Origin of the sequence: Catenovulum sp. 2E275 (assembly GCF_025515275.1) — a bacterium.
Lineage (GTDB): Bacteria > Pseudomonadota > Gammaproteobacteria > Enterobacterales > Alteromonadaceae > Catenovulum.
In genome coordinates, this window is the sequence record NZ_JAOPFU010000043.1 from 1 (window position 1) to 16853 (window position 16853).

At 39.1% G+C, this 16853-nt stretch carries 10 protein-coding genes; 5 read left to right on the forward strand and 5 right to left on the reverse strand.

The features are described 5' to 3' along the window. The 4 genes from N7931_RS15895 to N7931_RS15910 all read left to right on the forward strand — a co-directional run. The coding region (locus tag N7931_RS15895) for an IS3 family transposase (protein WP_262795338.1) at positions 1-306 on the forward strand (306 nt) is incomplete at its 5' end. A gap of 2 nt (positions 307-308) precedes the next feature. After that, a complete protein-coding gene (locus tag N7931_RS15900) occupies positions 309-1721 on the forward strand; it encodes a helicase-related protein (RefSeq protein ID WP_262795339.1) in 1413 nt (470 codons plus the stop codon). A gap of 121 nt (positions 1722-1842) precedes the next feature. Next, the gene (locus N7931_RS15905; RefSeq protein WP_262795340.1) at positions 1843-2691 is read left to right on the forward strand and encodes a hypothetical protein; all 849 of its coding nucleotides are present in this window, start codon (positions 1843-1845) and stop codon (positions 2689-2691) included. Positions 2692-2801: 110 nt separating this feature from the next. Beyond that, positions 2802-5885 (forward strand): DEAD/DEAH box helicase, encoded by a 3084-nt coding sequence (locus N7931_RS15910; protein WP_262795341.1) that lies wholly within the window; start codon positions 2802-2804, stop codon positions 5883-5885. A 131-nt stretch (positions 5886-6016) separates the two neighbouring features. Here N7931_RS15910 and gcvP read toward each other — a convergent pair whose 3' ends face one another. The 5 genes from gcvP to N7931_RS15935 all read right to left on the reverse strand — a co-directional run bounded on the left by gcvP (position 6017) and on the right by N7931_RS15935 (position 13906). Continuing rightward, entirely contained in the window at positions 6017-8902 is a 2886-nt protein-coding gene (gene gcvP / locus N7931_RS15915; protein ID WP_262795342.1) for an aminomethyl-transferring glycine dehydrogenase, read from the reverse strand. Positions 8903-9161: 259 nt separating this feature from the next. After that, positions 9162-9551 (reverse strand): glycine cleavage system protein GcvH, encoded by a 390-nt coding sequence (gcvH, locus tag N7931_RS15920; RefSeq protein ID WP_262795343.1) that lies wholly within the window; start codon positions 9549-9551, stop codon positions 9162-9164. 54 nt (positions 9552-9605) lie between these two features. Further along, the gene (gcvT, locus tag N7931_RS15925) at positions 9606-10685 is read right to left on the reverse strand and encodes a glycine cleavage system aminomethyltransferase GcvT (RefSeq protein ID WP_262795344.1); all 1080 of its coding nucleotides are present in this window, start codon (positions 10683-10685) and stop codon (positions 9606-9608) included. A gap of 117 nt (positions 10686-10802) precedes the next feature. After that, positions 10803-11801: a hypothetical protein gene (locus tag N7931_RS15930; RefSeq protein ID WP_262795345.1), complete on the reverse strand. Its 999-nt coding sequence runs from the start codon at positions 11799-11801 to the stop codon at positions 10803-10805. After that, on the reverse strand, positions 11801-13906 hold the full coding sequence (locus N7931_RS15935) for a TonB-dependent receptor plug domain-containing protein (RefSeq protein WP_262795346.1): 2106 nt from the start codon (positions 13904-13906) through the stop codon (positions 11801-11803). Before N7931_RS15935 ends, N7931_RS15930 begins: the two co-directional genes overlap by 1 nt. Before the next feature lie 180 nt (positions 13907-14086). Here N7931_RS15935 and N7931_RS15940 point away from each other — a divergent pair, with 180 nt between their 5' ends. After that, on the forward strand, positions 14087-16852 hold the full coding sequence (locus N7931_RS15940; RefSeq protein WP_262795347.1) for an ATP-binding protein: 2766 nt from the start codon (positions 14087-14089) through the stop codon (positions 16850-16852). The last annotated feature ends 1 nt before the right edge of the window (position 16853 follow it).

Here is a 16853-nt window from a genome sequence, read left to right on the forward strand (position 1 = left end):
GTCATATTCCATTCAGACCAAGGTTGCCAATATACCAGTGAGAGCTTTCAAAAAACATTGGTTGAGCATGGTGTAGAATCGAGCATGAGTCGTGCTGGAAATTGTTTAGACAATGCAGTAACCGAGCGGTTCTTTAGAAGCTTAAAGTCCGAACGTGTTAACTACCGACGTTATTTAACTCGCCATCAGGCAATAGCTGATATTATTGATTACATAGAGCCGTTTTATAATCAAAAACGTAAGCACTATAAACTGGGAAATATTTCACCTGTTCAATATGAGCAGAAATTACTAAAAAGTGCCTGAACATGTCTCCAATTTTAGTTGACCGTTACAGAAGCCGTACAGAAAGCATTGCGGCTACATTATCTGACTTCTGTGAAGAGAAAATTGTACCGAATGAATTTTTTCCTCACCATGGTTCGCTATCTAAAGATCTTCGAGAAAGCTTAGAAAAGCGATTGCAACAGGAGCATTATCCTACCACAGCGATTTGCACAATGACTCTTGAACTAGGCATTGATATCGGCAAGGTAAACTCCGTAATTCAAGTAACAGCCCCCCACTCTATTTCAAGTTTACGTCAAAGAATGGGACGCTCAGGAAGACGCGGTGGAGCCTCAATATTGCGAATGCTAATCGCTGAAGCTGAATTGACAAAAGACTCTAGCGTCATCGACAAGCTGAGATTGGAGCTTATTCAATCTCTGGCCATGATCAGACTTCTTATCGGCAGTAAATGGTATGAACCAGCTGATACATCACTTTACCACTTCTCAACACTCCTTCACCAAGTACTTGCGGTTACTGCACAATGGGGAGGAATTAGAGCCGAGCAATTATTTAGTTTGCTCTGTAAAGATGGCCCTTTTCAAAACGTTAATGTTGAAAACTTTAAAGCACTACTTGTCCACATGGGCAAAACAGAACTCATAACTCAGTTAGGAAGTGGTGAATTGGTTCTTGGCCTTTTGGGAGAAAAGCTGACAAGCCATTACTCGTTCTATGCTGTTTTCAAAACGCCTGAAGAGTTTCGGATTGTATGTGGAACAAAATCACTCGGAACGCTGCCTGTAGATTCATTGGTATTGGAAGGTCAGCATATTGTTTTCGGTGGAAAACGTTGGAAAGTAAACGACATAGATAGCGAAAAGAAAGTCATTTATGTGGAGCATGCAAAAGGTGGCAAGCCGCCTAAATTTGGTGGTGCTGGCTTGAACATACATGATGTTGTCCGGCAAGAGATGTTCCAAATATTAAAAGACGGTGACTACAGAATTTCTGTGGGGGATCAGAAAGTCGACTTCGCTGATTCAGCTGCACGAGAACTGTTTGGTGAAAGCGTACGATATTTCGAAGATGCAAAGCTCTCTAGAGAACCACTGCTCCAGGTTGGCAATACTACTTATATATTCCCATGGCTTGGCGACAAAGTGGTAAATACAATTGTCGCCTTGCTAATCCAACATGGGTTTGAAGCTGGCGCATATGCAGGAGTCATAGAAGTAGAAAAAGCGTCATTAGAAAGCGTTCGCTCGATATTGCTCAAACTTGCTTCAACGGAACTCCCAACAGAAACAGAACTAGCACAACAAGTACAGGAAAAACGTATCGAGAAGTTCGATGAGTTCTTACCGGAAAGTATTCTATCCACAGGGTATGGAGCCAGGGCATTTGAAATTAGCAATTCACAGAATTGGTTGAGAAATAAGATAACATGACTTGGTTATCAAAAGACCACACGCTTCCATGCCACCTATGAGTGAAGTAAATTTTAGCCTCACTAGCTTTTCAAGGAATAATTAAAGCAAATGATATTAGAAAGTTATAAGGAAAGTACTAATGGCGCTTGAAGAAAATCTCGTAGCTCTAAATATTACAGACTTTCCGATTGATGATGATTGTATAGGGTCAAAATGGAAAGTAGAAAATGAAGAGCAGTTAGCTCGCCTTATCGCTATAGTCGTTATGGGACAAGCAGCACAAGCAGCCCATATTATTGATGAGCTTCTGCCAGCAGCACCTGCATTTACTGACCATGAGCTTAAAAATGAAGCAAAAATAAAATTTACAGTTCAAGAGGGGAAACAAAATCCGCGCACTGGCTATCCGAGAATTCAGAGGGATGGCTTGATATTTGAAATTATTTCTTGGATAGCTGCCAAACAGGTATCCGGTGACAAATGTTTTCTTAAAGACCCGCACACGAGTTCTACATCTCAAGGATTAGACGGGATAATGATAGAGCTTAATGAAGATGGTAGTGAAATACTAAAATCCACCATTTTTGAAGATAAGTGTACAGACAACCCGCGAGATACATTTACGCAGAAAGTAATACCTGGGTTCTTAGACCGGCATGGAAACACAAGAAATGCAGAGCTGATTGCTGCCGCTGCAAGCCTTATCCAGTTAAGTGGGGTTAGTAATGTTCAGGCCATGTCTATGGTTCGAAAAGTTATTGATAACTCAAGCAGGCAGTATCGAGCAGGTTTTGCCTTAACCAAGGATTTCGATACTGAGGAAGCCCAGAAGGCATTGTTTAAAGGATATAACAAAATAAAAGATATAAAAAAGGAGCAAAGGATTGGTGCCAGCCTCATTGTAGATAGAAAATTAAGAGATTGGTTTGATGCGTTGGCAACGAAAATCATTGATTACATAGAACAATTAGATGTGGAGCAAGATTAATGTTTGACCCAGAAACAGCTTCACTCCTTCGAGCTGCTCCCGAATTTCCTGATTTAGCCCCTAATGACCTGCCACAAATGTTAACTAGCCACTATGCACGGATTGTGTCTATGCGACTTGGTGGAGAAGAACACCCAAACCAGGATGGTGATTGGACATTAGATCGTATCGCGGACACCTATGAGCTAGTAGTGTCTATCAACCAAGATCCATCTATTAGACGATCTTCTGCATTTGTTGCAGCGAGTGCCCAGCAGTTGATAGCAAGGAGAGAGGAATTACTAGAAGAAGGAATCGCTGAAAGGGAAAATGTCAGCAGGGATCGTTTAGCACCTGAAATTGCGGCTGTTCTCCTATTTCTTGCGGCTGAACAATATGCAGATGCCCTTGAAGCAGCATCTAAGGTAAAAATTGAAAGGGAGGGGCAACATTACCTTGTTACTGAGTTAGTTAGACATATTGTAGATTTAGCTAAAGGTCGGCTAATAGATATAGTTAATAGAGGAAACGAAAGAGAAGGATTTGTTGTTGAGCAGGGAGGTAATATTGAATTCTCTGCCTTTATCGCATTGGTTCAATCCTTAGTTTTTGGGATAGAAAAACTATCAAAGTTGATCTTAAGAATTGGTATTGGCGATGGCCAAATCCAGTCTCCCAAAGTGATGTTTGAACATGCGAAATCACTAGCTAGTTCAATCAGTAAAGATGCTCTGGCTTGTGGAGTAGAAGTAACGTTTCCCGGAATTGCTCATCTTGCGTCATTACTCATTGCAACGTATGACGGTATATATGAATCTGCGCTAACGAGACTAGAACCACCCCAGGGCTCTGATATTGAATTTTGGAATAATTGGATAGCGTTCCGAGCAAAAAAATTCCCTTTCATTTGGCCTAATCACAAAAAAGCTCTCTCAGAAGGTTTCCACCACAACGGAACGTCTGCTGTAATAGTTTTGCCAACAGGAGCCGGAAAAACTACTATTTCCTCAATAAAAATCGCTAGTGCTTTATCGCAGGGGAAAAAAGTAATTTTTCTTGCACCAACTCACGCACTTGTTGAACAACTTACTGTCGACCTACAAGAGATGTTCCCTCAAGATATTTTGGGTTCTACTGTATCAAGTGATTTTGATCTTCTATTCCAAGTTGGTGCAGTTCTTCCGGAAATTGAGGTAATGACACCTGAAAGATGTTTAGCAATGCTTTCCTTCTCCCCCGAATCCTTTGCCGATGTTGGCTTATTGGTATTTGATGAATGTCATTTGCTCAGCCCACAATCAGGAAAGATACGTAGGTCGCTAGATAGTATGCTTTGCCTTCTTGCATTTAATAGAATTGCCCCAGAAGCGGACACTCTTTTTCTCTCTGCAATGGTACAAAACGGGGAAGAGTTTGCGAAATGGATTAACCAATTGACCGGTAGAGGTTGCATCAGTATTGATCTGTTATGGAAGCCAAGCAGGCAGGCTCGCGGAGTTGTAATTTACTCAGAAAAGGATGTTCAATCCATAAAAGAAATGGCAAATAATGTGCAAGCGAATCTTGATAAGCAAGCAGGGAGACGCGCGGCAAATTTAAGAGCCGCTTCTGCTAGAGAGTTGGTTATAAATCCGTATGCCATTTGGGGCTTGCAGCACAATTGGTTGGATTTAGAAAACCAAAACGCAATCTGTACTTTCACAAAGCTAACACAGGATAAAGTTTTACTTAGTGGAAAACTCTACCCCAATTATTTATCCATTTCTCCAAACGTAAATAGTGTAGCCTCAAAATTAGCCGTAACCAGTGCTATTAATAGACTTAAAACGATTGTATTTGTTAATCAAAAATCTCATGCCATATCTACTGCAAAAAGTATCTCTGTTGAGCTTGGTGGAAACATTGCTCCTACTGAAGATGAAAATCGTAGATGGGATGCATTAGAGCTAGAGCTTGGGGGGCTGGAGCACTCATTGCTTACAAAAGGAAGCGCCGCAGTCCCACATAATGCATCCATGCTTCGGATTGAAAGAGATCTGTCTGAACGTATGTATAAACGTGCAGATGGGGCAATGGTTATCGTTGCTACCCCAACGTTAGCTCAAGGTCTTAACCTCCCCGCACAAATGGCAATTTTGGCAGGTGATAAGCGTGCTGAAAATGATGGTCGTCAACTTTTGGAGGCACATGAATTATTGAATGCTGCTGCGCGAGCAGGTAGAGCCGGACATCTGGCAAATGGAATTGTATTGCTCGTACCAGAGCCTATTCTGACTTTTCCCGAAAACCAGAGTTTAAATCAGAATGTAGTAAGTAAATTACAATCAATAATTCCAGAGGATGACAGATGTGTAGAAATTTCAGACCCAATATCTAGAGTTTTAGATGAAATTTCCGATGGCAATACGGTTAATCGTGAAGTGATGTACCTAGTTAATCGCCTCGCAACCCTGAATGATACTGAAAACAATGAAAGATCACTGTTTAACCTTAAATCTTCTTTTGCTGCATTCAGATCTAGGGCAAATAATGAAGAGCAGAGATTCAACTCCCAACTAGTTGAGTTGGAAAATCTTGTGAAACTTAAAGACGGCGATGAAATTGATCAGTCTCTTTCAATTCTAGCTTCACAAAGTGGATTGCCACCACTTGTACTTTCACGTTTGAGGTCTGCGATTACTAAAAATATTGGAGCTTTACCAACGTCAATTAATGAGTGGTCTATTTGGCTATTCAATTGGTTTAAGACTGATCCAGAAGCTAAAGAACTGTTACTCTTTGATGTAAAAATGTCAATTCTCGGGGCAACTGGACGAAATAAAAATGGAGAACTCTCTGATGACGTTCTAGATGCCCTATCTCCGGGGGTATGTGCGTGGCTAAGTGGCTTTCCACTAAGAGACGTAGAGATTGCTTTGGGGGGCAATCCAGATTCAGATAATGCAACCGCAAAAGCCTGTCCACGAGCTAGAGAGTTGGTCGGAACAGTTTTACCAAGAGGCCTTTCTTTTATTATGGGTTTGGTGACACGTATTGTTACTGAAATAAGTCCGTACGACAACCAAGAGAGTCTATCTTCCGAAGTAGTTGAAGCACTGAGTACAGCAATCCGTTTGGGTTATGACAGTCCTGAAAAACTAGCATTCTCTTTTTCAAATTCAGCGATTTTATCTCGTGTTGGGGTTCATCAGGCCTTCAATCAAGAGAAAGAGTAAATCTAAGGAACAAGTAAAAGGCGAACCATTTCTGGTTCGCCTTCTATACTTAGTTAGTTTCCAACTTCAATTTCAGTTTCCAACTTCGATTACGAGGTTTCCAACTTCCATTGTTGTTATCACTATAATAATTAGTCTATATAGCTTTCCACACTCGGACAGCTGCATATTAAATTACGGTCACCAAATACATCATCAATTCGGTTTACCGTTGGCCAGAATTTATTGGCAGCTGCAGCTGGGCTTGGGAATACAGCTAATTCACGGCTGTATGCGCGGTTCCAGTTTTCATCCACTAAATCAGCCATAGTATGCGGTGCATAAACTAATGGGTTATTGTCTAGTGCCCATACGCCTTTTTCAACCTGTTCAATTTCTTCACGAATAGAGATCATCGCATCGATAAAACGGTCGACTTCACATAAAGGCTCTGATTCGGTTGGCTCAACCATTAATGTACCGGCAACTGGGAATGACATTGTTGGTGCGTGAAAACCATAGTCCATTAAGCGTTTTGCTACGTCCATTTCGCTAATGCCAGAAGCGGCTTTTAGCGGGCGCAAATCAATAATACATTCGTGTGCAACTCGGCCATTTTGACCGCGGTATAAAATTGGGTAATGCTCAGACAATTTTGTCGCAATATAGTTTGCATTTAAAATGGCCACTTCGGTCGCTTTGCGTAAGCCTTTACCGCCCATTAATGCAATGTAAACCCATGAAATAGGTAAAATACTGGCGCTTCCCCAAGGTGCTGCCGAAACTGCACCATTGCTTGCGTTTTCTTTTATTACATTTACAACTGGGTGATCCGGTAAAAACGGAGCTAAATGCGCTTTTACGCCAATTGGTCCCATACCTGGGCCACCACCACCGTGTGGAATACAAAAAGTTTTATGTAAGTTTAAGTGTGATACGTCAGAGCCAATAAAACCGGGTGAAGTCACGCCAACTTGCGCATTCATATTTGCGCCATCCATGTATACCTGACCACCATGCTGATGAACAATATCGCAAATTTCACGAATAGTTTGTTCATAAACCCCGTGGGTAGACGGGTATGTGATCATAATACAGGATAAGTTTTCAGCGACTTCTGCGGCTTTTTGTTTTAAGTCCTGCATATCGATATTACCTTTATCGTCACAAGCAACCACAACAACTTTCATGCTTGCCATTTGTGCCGATGCGGGGTTAGTACCATGTGCAGAACTTGGAATTAAACAAATATTTCGGTGCGAATCACCACGGCTTTCATGATATTTACGAATCGCTAATAAACCGGCATATTCACCCTGAGCACCTGAGTTTGGCTGCATACACATGGCATCATAGCCTGTAGCTTGCAGTAACCAGTTTTCAAGCTGGGTAATCATTTGTTTGTAGCCTTGCGCCTGCTCAACCGGAGCAAATGGATGTAAATTAGCAAACTCAGGCCAACTTACCGGAATCATTTCAGCTGTTGCATTTAATTTCATTGTGCATGAGCCTAATGAAATCATTGAGTGATTTAAGGCTAAATCTTTATTTTCTAAAGATTTAATATAGCGCAACATTTCGGTTTCTGAGTGATGTGTATTAAATACCGGATGATTTAAATAATCAGATTCGCGTTGTAGATCCTGCGGAATAGAATTAACTTGAGCAGCTTGTGTGTCTAGCTCGCTTAAATCTAACCCATTGTTTTCGCCTAAAATAATCGCAAAAAGCTGAGCTAAATCCGCTTGTGTTTTGGTTTCATCAAAACTAACTGAAATTTGGTTGTTTAAATCGCTACGTAAATTAATTTCAGCCGCTTGCGCTGCGCTAATAATCTCTGCTTTATGCTCGGTATTAAAACAAACTGTATCAAAAAAGGTTTCAGACACTAATGTAATACCTTTCGCTTTTAAGCCTAGCGCAAACATAGTCGCTAATCTTTGAGTGCGTTTTGCAATGGTATCTAACCCTTTAGGGCCATGATAAATGGCATAAAATGCAGCCATGTTAGCTAATAAAACCTGAGCGGTACAAATATTGGAGTTGGCTTTTTCACGGCGAATATGCTGCTCGCGCGTTTGTAGTGCCATTCTCAGAGCCAGTTTGCCTCGGGTATCTTTTGAAACCCCGATAATGCGCCCCGGTAATGAGCGTTTAAAACTATCTTTAGTTGCAAAAAATGCAGCGTGTGGTCCACCATATCCCATTGGTACACCAAAACGCTGGGCACAGCCTAAAGCAATATCGGCACCTAATTCTGCCGGTGTTTTTAACTGAGTTAATGCTAATAAATCAGTTGCCACCGCGGTGATACCTTTTTTATCGCTCACCGCTTTAATTAAATCGGCTAACGGGTAAACACCACCTGTGGTATTTGGGTATTGAAATAACGCGCCAAAAACATCGTGATTCATCACGTCATCTGCCGGTGCAACAACCACTTCAAAACCAAATAATTCTGCGCGAGTCGCGGTAACATTAATGGTTTGAGGGTGAACATCATCAGCAATAAAATACAAATTCGACTTTTTATTTTTGCTCATGCGTTTCGCCATTGCCATCGCTTCAGCGGCAGCAGTTGCTTCATCTAATAATGACGCATTGGCGATTTCCATGCCGGTTAAGTCAATCACCATTTGCTGGTAATTTAATAATGATTCTAAACGGCCTTGGGCAATTTCCGGTTGATAAGGTGTATAAGCAGTATACCAACCTGGGTTTTCTAGTACGTTACGTAAAATCACATTAGGTGTGTGGTTTGGGTAATACCCCATCCCAATATACGAGTTAAAAACCTTGTTTTGACCGGCAATTTTTTTAAGTTGAGCTAGCGTTTCAACTTCGGTTTGTGGCTCGCCAATTTGCATGGCTTGTTCCAACAAAATGTTTTTTGGCACGGTTTGGGTAATTAACTCATCCAGCGAGGTTAAACCTAAAGTCGCCAGCATGTGTTGTTGTTCAGCTTCGTCAGGGCCAATGTGGCGCTGGATAAAATCATCTCTTTGTTCTAATTGAGATAAAGTTAGTTGTTCACTCATCAACTAGGTATCCTAATTAAATTGGTCTAATGTGTTTAAGGGCGTATTAATCAACCCGAATGCAAAATAGTTTTTAGAAGCTGGGCTATCGGTAATTGCGCCTGCATTGCTCTAATATCAACGTCTAGCAGGCAAAGCCCGACCTACAGTATTAATATTTCTGTAGGGCAAAAAAAAACCACTTTGCATTCGAGTTTATAAAATAAAAAACCCCGAACGATTACATTCGAGGTTTAGCAATAACTAATTCAATAACGACTTATTCGTCATCTAAAGATTGTTCGTAACCTTCAGCATCTAATAAAGATTCAACTTCGCCTTCATCTTCAATTTTCAGCTTAAATAACCAGCCATCGCCATAAGGGTCTGTGTTGACAAGCTCAGGTGAATCTTCTAATTCTTCGTTTACTTCAATGACTTCACCAGCTACTGGGCAATATACGTCAGATGCCGCTTTTACTGATTCTACTACCGCAATTTCGTCGCCTGCGGTAAAACCGTCGCCAACATCCGGTAAATCAACATGAACTAAATCACCTAATAAGTCTTGCGCGTGGTCACTAATACCAACTGTTACTGTGCCGTTGCCTTCGTTTCTAACCCACTCATGGCTAGAGGTAAATCTTAATTCAGCAGGAATATTGCTCATCTTAGAGTTCCTTAACAATCAATCATTTAAAAATTTATACTTGGATAACCTGTGTTACAGCACAGATTGACCATTGCGAACAAATGTAGGTTTAACCACTTTTACTTTAACCCACTTTTTACGCATTTCAACTTCTGCGCTGTCACCAATTTCAAGTGGCACACGGGCAAATGCAATACTAAAACCTAAAGTAGGTGAAAAAGTGCCGCTGGTAATAACGCCCTCGCCTGCTTCACAGCGAACTTTACAACCAGCGCGTAATACGCCTTTTTCTTCCATCACCAAACCAATCATTTTTTCGGTTTGCTCAGCTTTGGCTTGAGTTAATGCGTCACGACCAATAAATTGGCGATCTTCTGGCTGCCACGCAATTGTCCAGCCCATATTTGCAGCCAGTGGCGAGGTTTGCTCGTCCATATCCTGACCATAAAGATTCATACCGGCTTCTAAACGTAAAGTATCACGCGCACCTAAACCACAAGGCTCAACGCCTTTATCCAACAATTGCTGCCAAAAATCAGCCGCTTTCTCATTGGCTAATAAAATTTCGTATCCAGCTTCACCGGTATAACCTGTGGTCGCAATAAATAAATCGCCAGCTTGAACACCATTAAAATATTTCATGCCAGCAATCGCCGCATTTTGCTCTGCGGTAAATAATGATTCGGCAATCGCTTTCGCTTTTGGCCCTTGCACCGCAATCATGGCTAAATCGTCGCGCTCGGTTAAAGTTACCTTAAAATCTGCGGCAACTTGATTTAACCAAGCTAAATCTTTTTCACGGGTTGCAGAGTTAACCACTAAGCGATAATCATCACAGGCAAAATAATAAACAATTAAATCGTCAATCACGCCGCCTTGCTCATTTAACATTGCCGAATATAAAGCTTTGCCTTTTTCGGTTAATTTAGCCACGTCGTTGGCTAATAAATATTGTAAATAAGCCTGCGCCTGTTCACCTTTTACATCAACAACTGTCATGTGCGATACATCAAACATACCAGCAGAGGTACGTACCGCCTGATGTTCCTCGATTTGAGAACCATAACGGATCGGCATTTCCCAACCATGGAAATCAACCATTTTAGCGCCAGCTTCTAAATGTTTGGCATGCAATACAGTTTTATTTGTCATAGGTATTTTGCTTACTATTTTTGTCGTGAATTTTTAGAGCGCGGATTATACCCAAGATAACCCCTGCTGAATAGATTAAAAAACTAATAATTGAACTTAAAACGGTTTAACACTCAGTTAATTTGCCGGGTAGCTTTTATAGCACTGATTATTGAGCGATTCGGCAAGCAGGTCTAATTTTGCCTGCTCGATATGAATCCCAATAGAGCGGGCTAAGCGCTGATTATAATGATAAGACTGATAACAAACATAATCAGATCTAGGCCAGTCTTGCAAAGGCATGGATAAAAAATGTCTGGCACTCAATAGTGCTTGTGTATAATTTGCAAAACTAGAGACGACACTACCAGCCACGTGTGTTGCATTTGAATAACCAATTGCCGGAATCCGTTTACGATACAAATATTGTAAAATTGTACGAATCGAAGTGTTATTGACTAAGTTTTCATCCGCTGGCAATACAAACACATCTGCTTTATTTACAGCCTTTTCAACAACTTTAAATGCTTTAACGTCTTTATTACTAATTTGCCAATACATATCGGGCATTATATTTTGCCATACACTAACCAATGGCCAGTTAATTGCCGCAGATGAAAATTTTTTATTTTTGAAAAACGTATTTTTGAGAGCTAGTATCCGTGATGGGGATGCGTGGCTATTTAAATATAACCATTTTGTACAATTTTTAAATTGGGCACATCTCATTTCATCTAGACGACTTTGTTCTTGCGAAGAAACGCCAATGATAATAGCCGGATTAATATGTTTCTCAGCAACAAATTGATAAGCTCGATCAAATCCAACAACAATCACAATTACATTGTCAGCAGTTTCAGGGGTTAGCGTGATAAGAGGATATTCTGGTTGTAACATAATTTCAGTAAACTCAAACATGCTCTTTGAGAACTGATAAGCAGGAAAATACAAAGCAATCTCTTTTTTATCAGGATGTTGTTTAGCCTGTATTTTTTCATCAGCAATCACCTTGCTAATGTCATTTAATAAAATCTGTGGTTGTGCAAATAATGGTTTGCACACAAAAAACAGCGCAACCGACAAAACTAAGCAGTATTGTCGGTAATAAGCCTTCCATAGCCTATGCGCTTTTTTCATTACCAAATAAGCTCCGCTTTAAGGGATATTAGCCATCGGCTTTCAAATTCAGATAACTGATAGCGTTTTTTACTCTGCCCTGTCTGATAATAAGTATTTAATCCTAAAATAAGCTTGTGGTTATATAAAGAAACGGGCTTACGTAAATAGGCTTGTAGCTGAGTTAGCGTTCCTGCTTCTTTAACATCTGAATATAAACCACCTAATCCCGTTTGCCAGTTTTGAGCCTGATGCGAATAAAATAAAGCAACACTCGAAGCTGGACTATAAAGCCCTTGATTCGTTAATTTAGCTTGTTTTAATTGCCAATTTAGTTGTGTCCAATTAAATTTAACAAAATTAGCCTGATTAATTTGCCAATTTAATTCTGTTTCTAATCCCGTCAAATCAACATTGAGATCATTTTCGTAAATGAATTCCTCAATCCTGATGCCTTGATTGATTAAATCAGTCATTTGCTGATGGAACAAGTTTACGTCTAAATCTATACCCGTTGACCAACTATTAAAATGGTAGCCTAATTCAACTGCCTTCATTTTTTCTGATGTAAGTTGATTTTGAGCTGATGAAGATAAAAAATAATAGCCTTGCTCAATTTGATAAGGGTTAGCTTCTATGTCTTTTATAAAGTATCGGAACTGTCCATTTTGTTCAAACTCACCGGGTTTGCGCTCAGTATAGGAATAATTCAACCTTAGTGAACAATTATCACAAGCTTGATAATTCACTGCCACTCTAGGCGATAAGCTATCAGAGCTTTTTTCGTGAGATTCATTCATCACAGCCAAATCAAATACCCATTTATCTGTTGCTCTGTATTCAATATTGGCAAAACTAACAAAAGAATCAAAACTTTCCCAATTATCAGGCTTTAAATATACATTAGAATTTAATTCATCCTGTCGCCAGTAACCACCAACAACTAACTTTAGCTGGTCACTGGCAATCCAGCTGGCTTGTAATTCAATTTGTTTGCGGATTTGATCAACAAAATTTTCACTTGCTCCACAAATTGAGGTTGCCTGGACGCCCCCATAACTTAAAAAGTTCATAATAGCAGCTTGGGCAACTGGTGATAGTTGAGTTACTTGCTCAATACTAATTTGGCCAGATAATAAAGCCGCAATTAATGTCGGATCTTCTTGGTAAAGCAATCCAAATTCCGTTGATAAAAAGCTCGGATGAAAACACGCTTGCCAATTATCCTGAGTATGCTTTTTATAATAATATTGGTTAAGTTTTAATTCTAGATTATTGTTTATTTGCCAGTTGGACTGATTTTGTATGTAGACATCCTGACTTTCAGATGAAGACAAATCAACTTCATCTGGGTGATCGCCGCCAAAGTCATCTTCAACATAAGAAACTTGCGTATTTGATTGCCAGTTTTCACCTGTCACATAATGCTGAAGCTTCACTCTATGCTGCTGAGAGTTGTCATCATAGTTTTTAAACCCATGTTCAGCCTGATATTGATAATGAACTGAAAATACATGCTCTTTGAGCTCAAATTTCATAGCCATAGCCAATTTTGTCGTTTCGTCAGTCGAACGATACGCACTCATAACGGCTTTATCCTGCTCGCTTACTTTACGGCTAATAAAATTAATAATGCCGCTAAAACTATTGGCACCATAAACCGCTGCGCTTGGGCTACGGGTAATTTCGATGCGCTCTATTTGATCAACCGTAAGTGGAATATGCCGCCAGTCAACTTTTGATAAACCAGCTTCATAAACAGACATACCATCAATTAAAACCTGCATCCTTTTAGGATTAACAGAGCTTAACCCGTGGTAAGCTAAACTTTGTTCCCGATTAGCTCTAAATCCTCTGGCCATACCAGGAACAAAAGCTAATAGTTCGGCAATCTCGTTTGCACCGGTAGATTGAATAAAGTCGCGGTCTAATACAGTCACTGCAACAGGTTGTTCTAAAGCTGATTTTTGTATTCGAGTAGGGGTAATAGCTGTAATAAGGGGTTTATTTTCAAGGTTAAACCAATCGTCTTGCAGAAACGTTTCAGCAGTAGCCACTCTAGCCATAAATAAATAACTTACGACCAAAATACCCGAGGCCACAGGTAAAGGTTTTAATATAAACATAGGTATGAGCAGTAATCTTTTAAAATTTATTATTGGTTATGCTAAATATAAGGGCGGATATTAAAACATATTTATTCAATTTTTGCTCCAATCCGGCAAAGATTTTGCGTCAGCCATTTTTAAAGTCACCGATTTACGCTATAGTCGGGCGGTAAATACAAAATCAAGAACAATTATAATATGTTTAAGCCCAGTATTTTATTTAATGCGATTGTCTATGCCATTATCCCGAGTATTTTAATGACGGTAGGGATATCTACATTTATTGTACACATGACCACTAAAGAACGTAATGAATTAATTCAGGAACAATCCAAAACCCTTATAGAGTCAATCGCTTATGCCAGTGAATTTAACTTGGTTAGTTTAAATAAGTTGGGATTGCAAAATAAACTTAGAGATATTCACACGACTTCATCTTTGTCGATTAAAAATATTATTATTTATGATGATGCTGCAGAAGTATTTGCTGCATCAAATTACCAAGACATTGATTATAAATTTAGAGAGTTCGCAACAAATGGTGTCAGTATAATTAATAAAGATTCCAGTAATATGGTTCTACTCGCCCCTATTTATGCTTTTGATAATAGCTTTAGTCAATCATCACAGTGGGCTACTAGTCAAAGCTTACAAAAACCAATTGGCCAAGTATTATTGGTTGTTAATTTATCAACCGACTCATATCAAAGGTTTTTAACTAATTTTACCTTAACATTATTAATAGGCCTGTCAGCGTTAGTTTCTGCTATTTTGATGCTGGCTTTAGTTAATAGAATTGTTCGTCCTGTTCAGGCCTTTGTAGATGCTGTAAAACGTATAGGTAGTGGAGATTTAAAATACAGGCTCAAAATTCCAGTACAGTATGAATTTAATGATTTAAAAGACGGTATAAATGTGATGGCCGAGCAGCTTCAGCATCATCAAGCCAAGCTAGAATCTGAAATTGAAGTAGCGACCCAAGACTTACAGCAAAACCTACTTCTAGTTGAAGAAAAAAATGCCGAACTAGATATAGCTCGTAAAGAAGCTCTCGAAGCCAGTAAAATTAAGTCTCAGTTTTTAGCGACCATGAGTCACGAAGTTAGAACGCCGCTCAACGCGATTGTTGGCTTTACCAAAGAATTAAGTAAAGCAAAACTACCTAACCCTTATCAGGATTATGTGACAACTATTAATGCTTCCGCAGATAACTTAATTGCCATTGTTAATGATGTGCTGGATTTTTCAAAAATTGAGGCTGGTAAAATTGAACTGGATTATTCTGCTTTTAATTTAAATCAAATGATTGAAGACGTAATTAAGCTGATGTCACGTGAAGCTTTTTCTAAAGGATTAGAGTTTTCACTAGAGTCCGATATTTTGCCTATTGCAGCCATAGGCGATCAACACAGATTTAAACAGATTATTACTAATTTATTATCTAATGCGATAAAATTTACGCCTGATGGCTATATTATTTTAAGAATATCTATTACTTCAATCTCTGAAACTCAGCATCAATTAAATATAGATATTGAAGATAGTGGTATTGGTATCAGCAAAGAAAAGCAAAGCAAGTTATTTAATGCTTTTCATCAGGCAGATGCCAGTACAACACGCCGCTATGGTGGTACAGGTTTAGGGCTTGCTATTACACATGGTTTAGTACAAAAAATGAATGGTACTATAAGTTTAAAAAGTGAGCTGGGACGTGGTTCTACCTTTAGCTTAAAACTACCTATCACCACTTCTAAACCAAATAGAATCGAAAAACCTAAACATATCGAAAAAGTATTAGTACTAGATAGTAAAACAATTACTCACAGAGCCTACCACAGATTATTCCATCCACTGGGTATTTTGGCTGATATTTGCCAGTCAACTGAGCAATGGGAAGCTAAGCTACATCAGAGTAGTGATTATGATTTAATTATTATCGCTAGTGAAAATGATGAAGAATCTCTTGAATTATTGCCATTACAAGCTGCATTTGCAGCTAAACAACAAGTTAATTGCAGCATTGTGTTATGTCTTCCTTTATATGCTTGCCTAGGCAAAAATCAACAAAACTTATTAGGCGACTGGCCTGTTATAGAAAAACCCTTTACCTATAAAAAATTGGAACAGATTTGTTTACAAAAGCAAGAAGCTGAGTGGTATGCTCAAACAAATCCTGTACATCAAATCACGGCAGATACTGCTAATAGCTCAATTAATATATTAGCAGTGGATGATAACGAAACTAACTTAAAACTACTTACTGCTATATTACAAGATCAGAAAGTCCAGTTGACTTGCTGTGGTAGCGGAGAGAATGCTTGTATAGAAGCTGAAAAAACTTCGTTTGATATTATTTTAATGGACGTTCAAATGCCTGTAATGGATGGTATTCAAACTACTCAAAAAATTCGTTCTGGCCAATTAAATAAAGATACCCCAATTATTGCGTTTACTGCACACGCTTTTAAAGAAGAACGAGAAAAATTATTAAAAAGTGGTATGGACGACTATTTGGCTAAGCCCATCGACATGAAAAAATTTAATAGACTAGTCAATAAATGGGTATTTTCTAGCTCTAAGCGCAAATTAATTAATCAAGTAGAAGAAATATCAATAAAAGAAAATAGCATCAAACATGGTATTGACTGGGAACTCGCACTAAGTAGGGCTGGAAACCAGCATAATATTGCTGTTGAAATGCTACACATGCTGGTAGATACCTTTGTAGACGTTAAAAAAGAAATTCAGCAGATTCAAGCAACTGATAACTTCCAAGCATTACTCGCTGCCATTCATAAGTTTCATGGTGCAACCTGTTATTCAGGTGTGCCCTATTTAAATTATTTAGCTAACAATATTGAGCTGCAACTTAAAAAATCCGTCAATATTAACTTAGATGAACAAATTGAAGCATTATTTAAAGAAATGGATTTAGTTGCTGAATTAGCCAAAAACTATGAGTAAA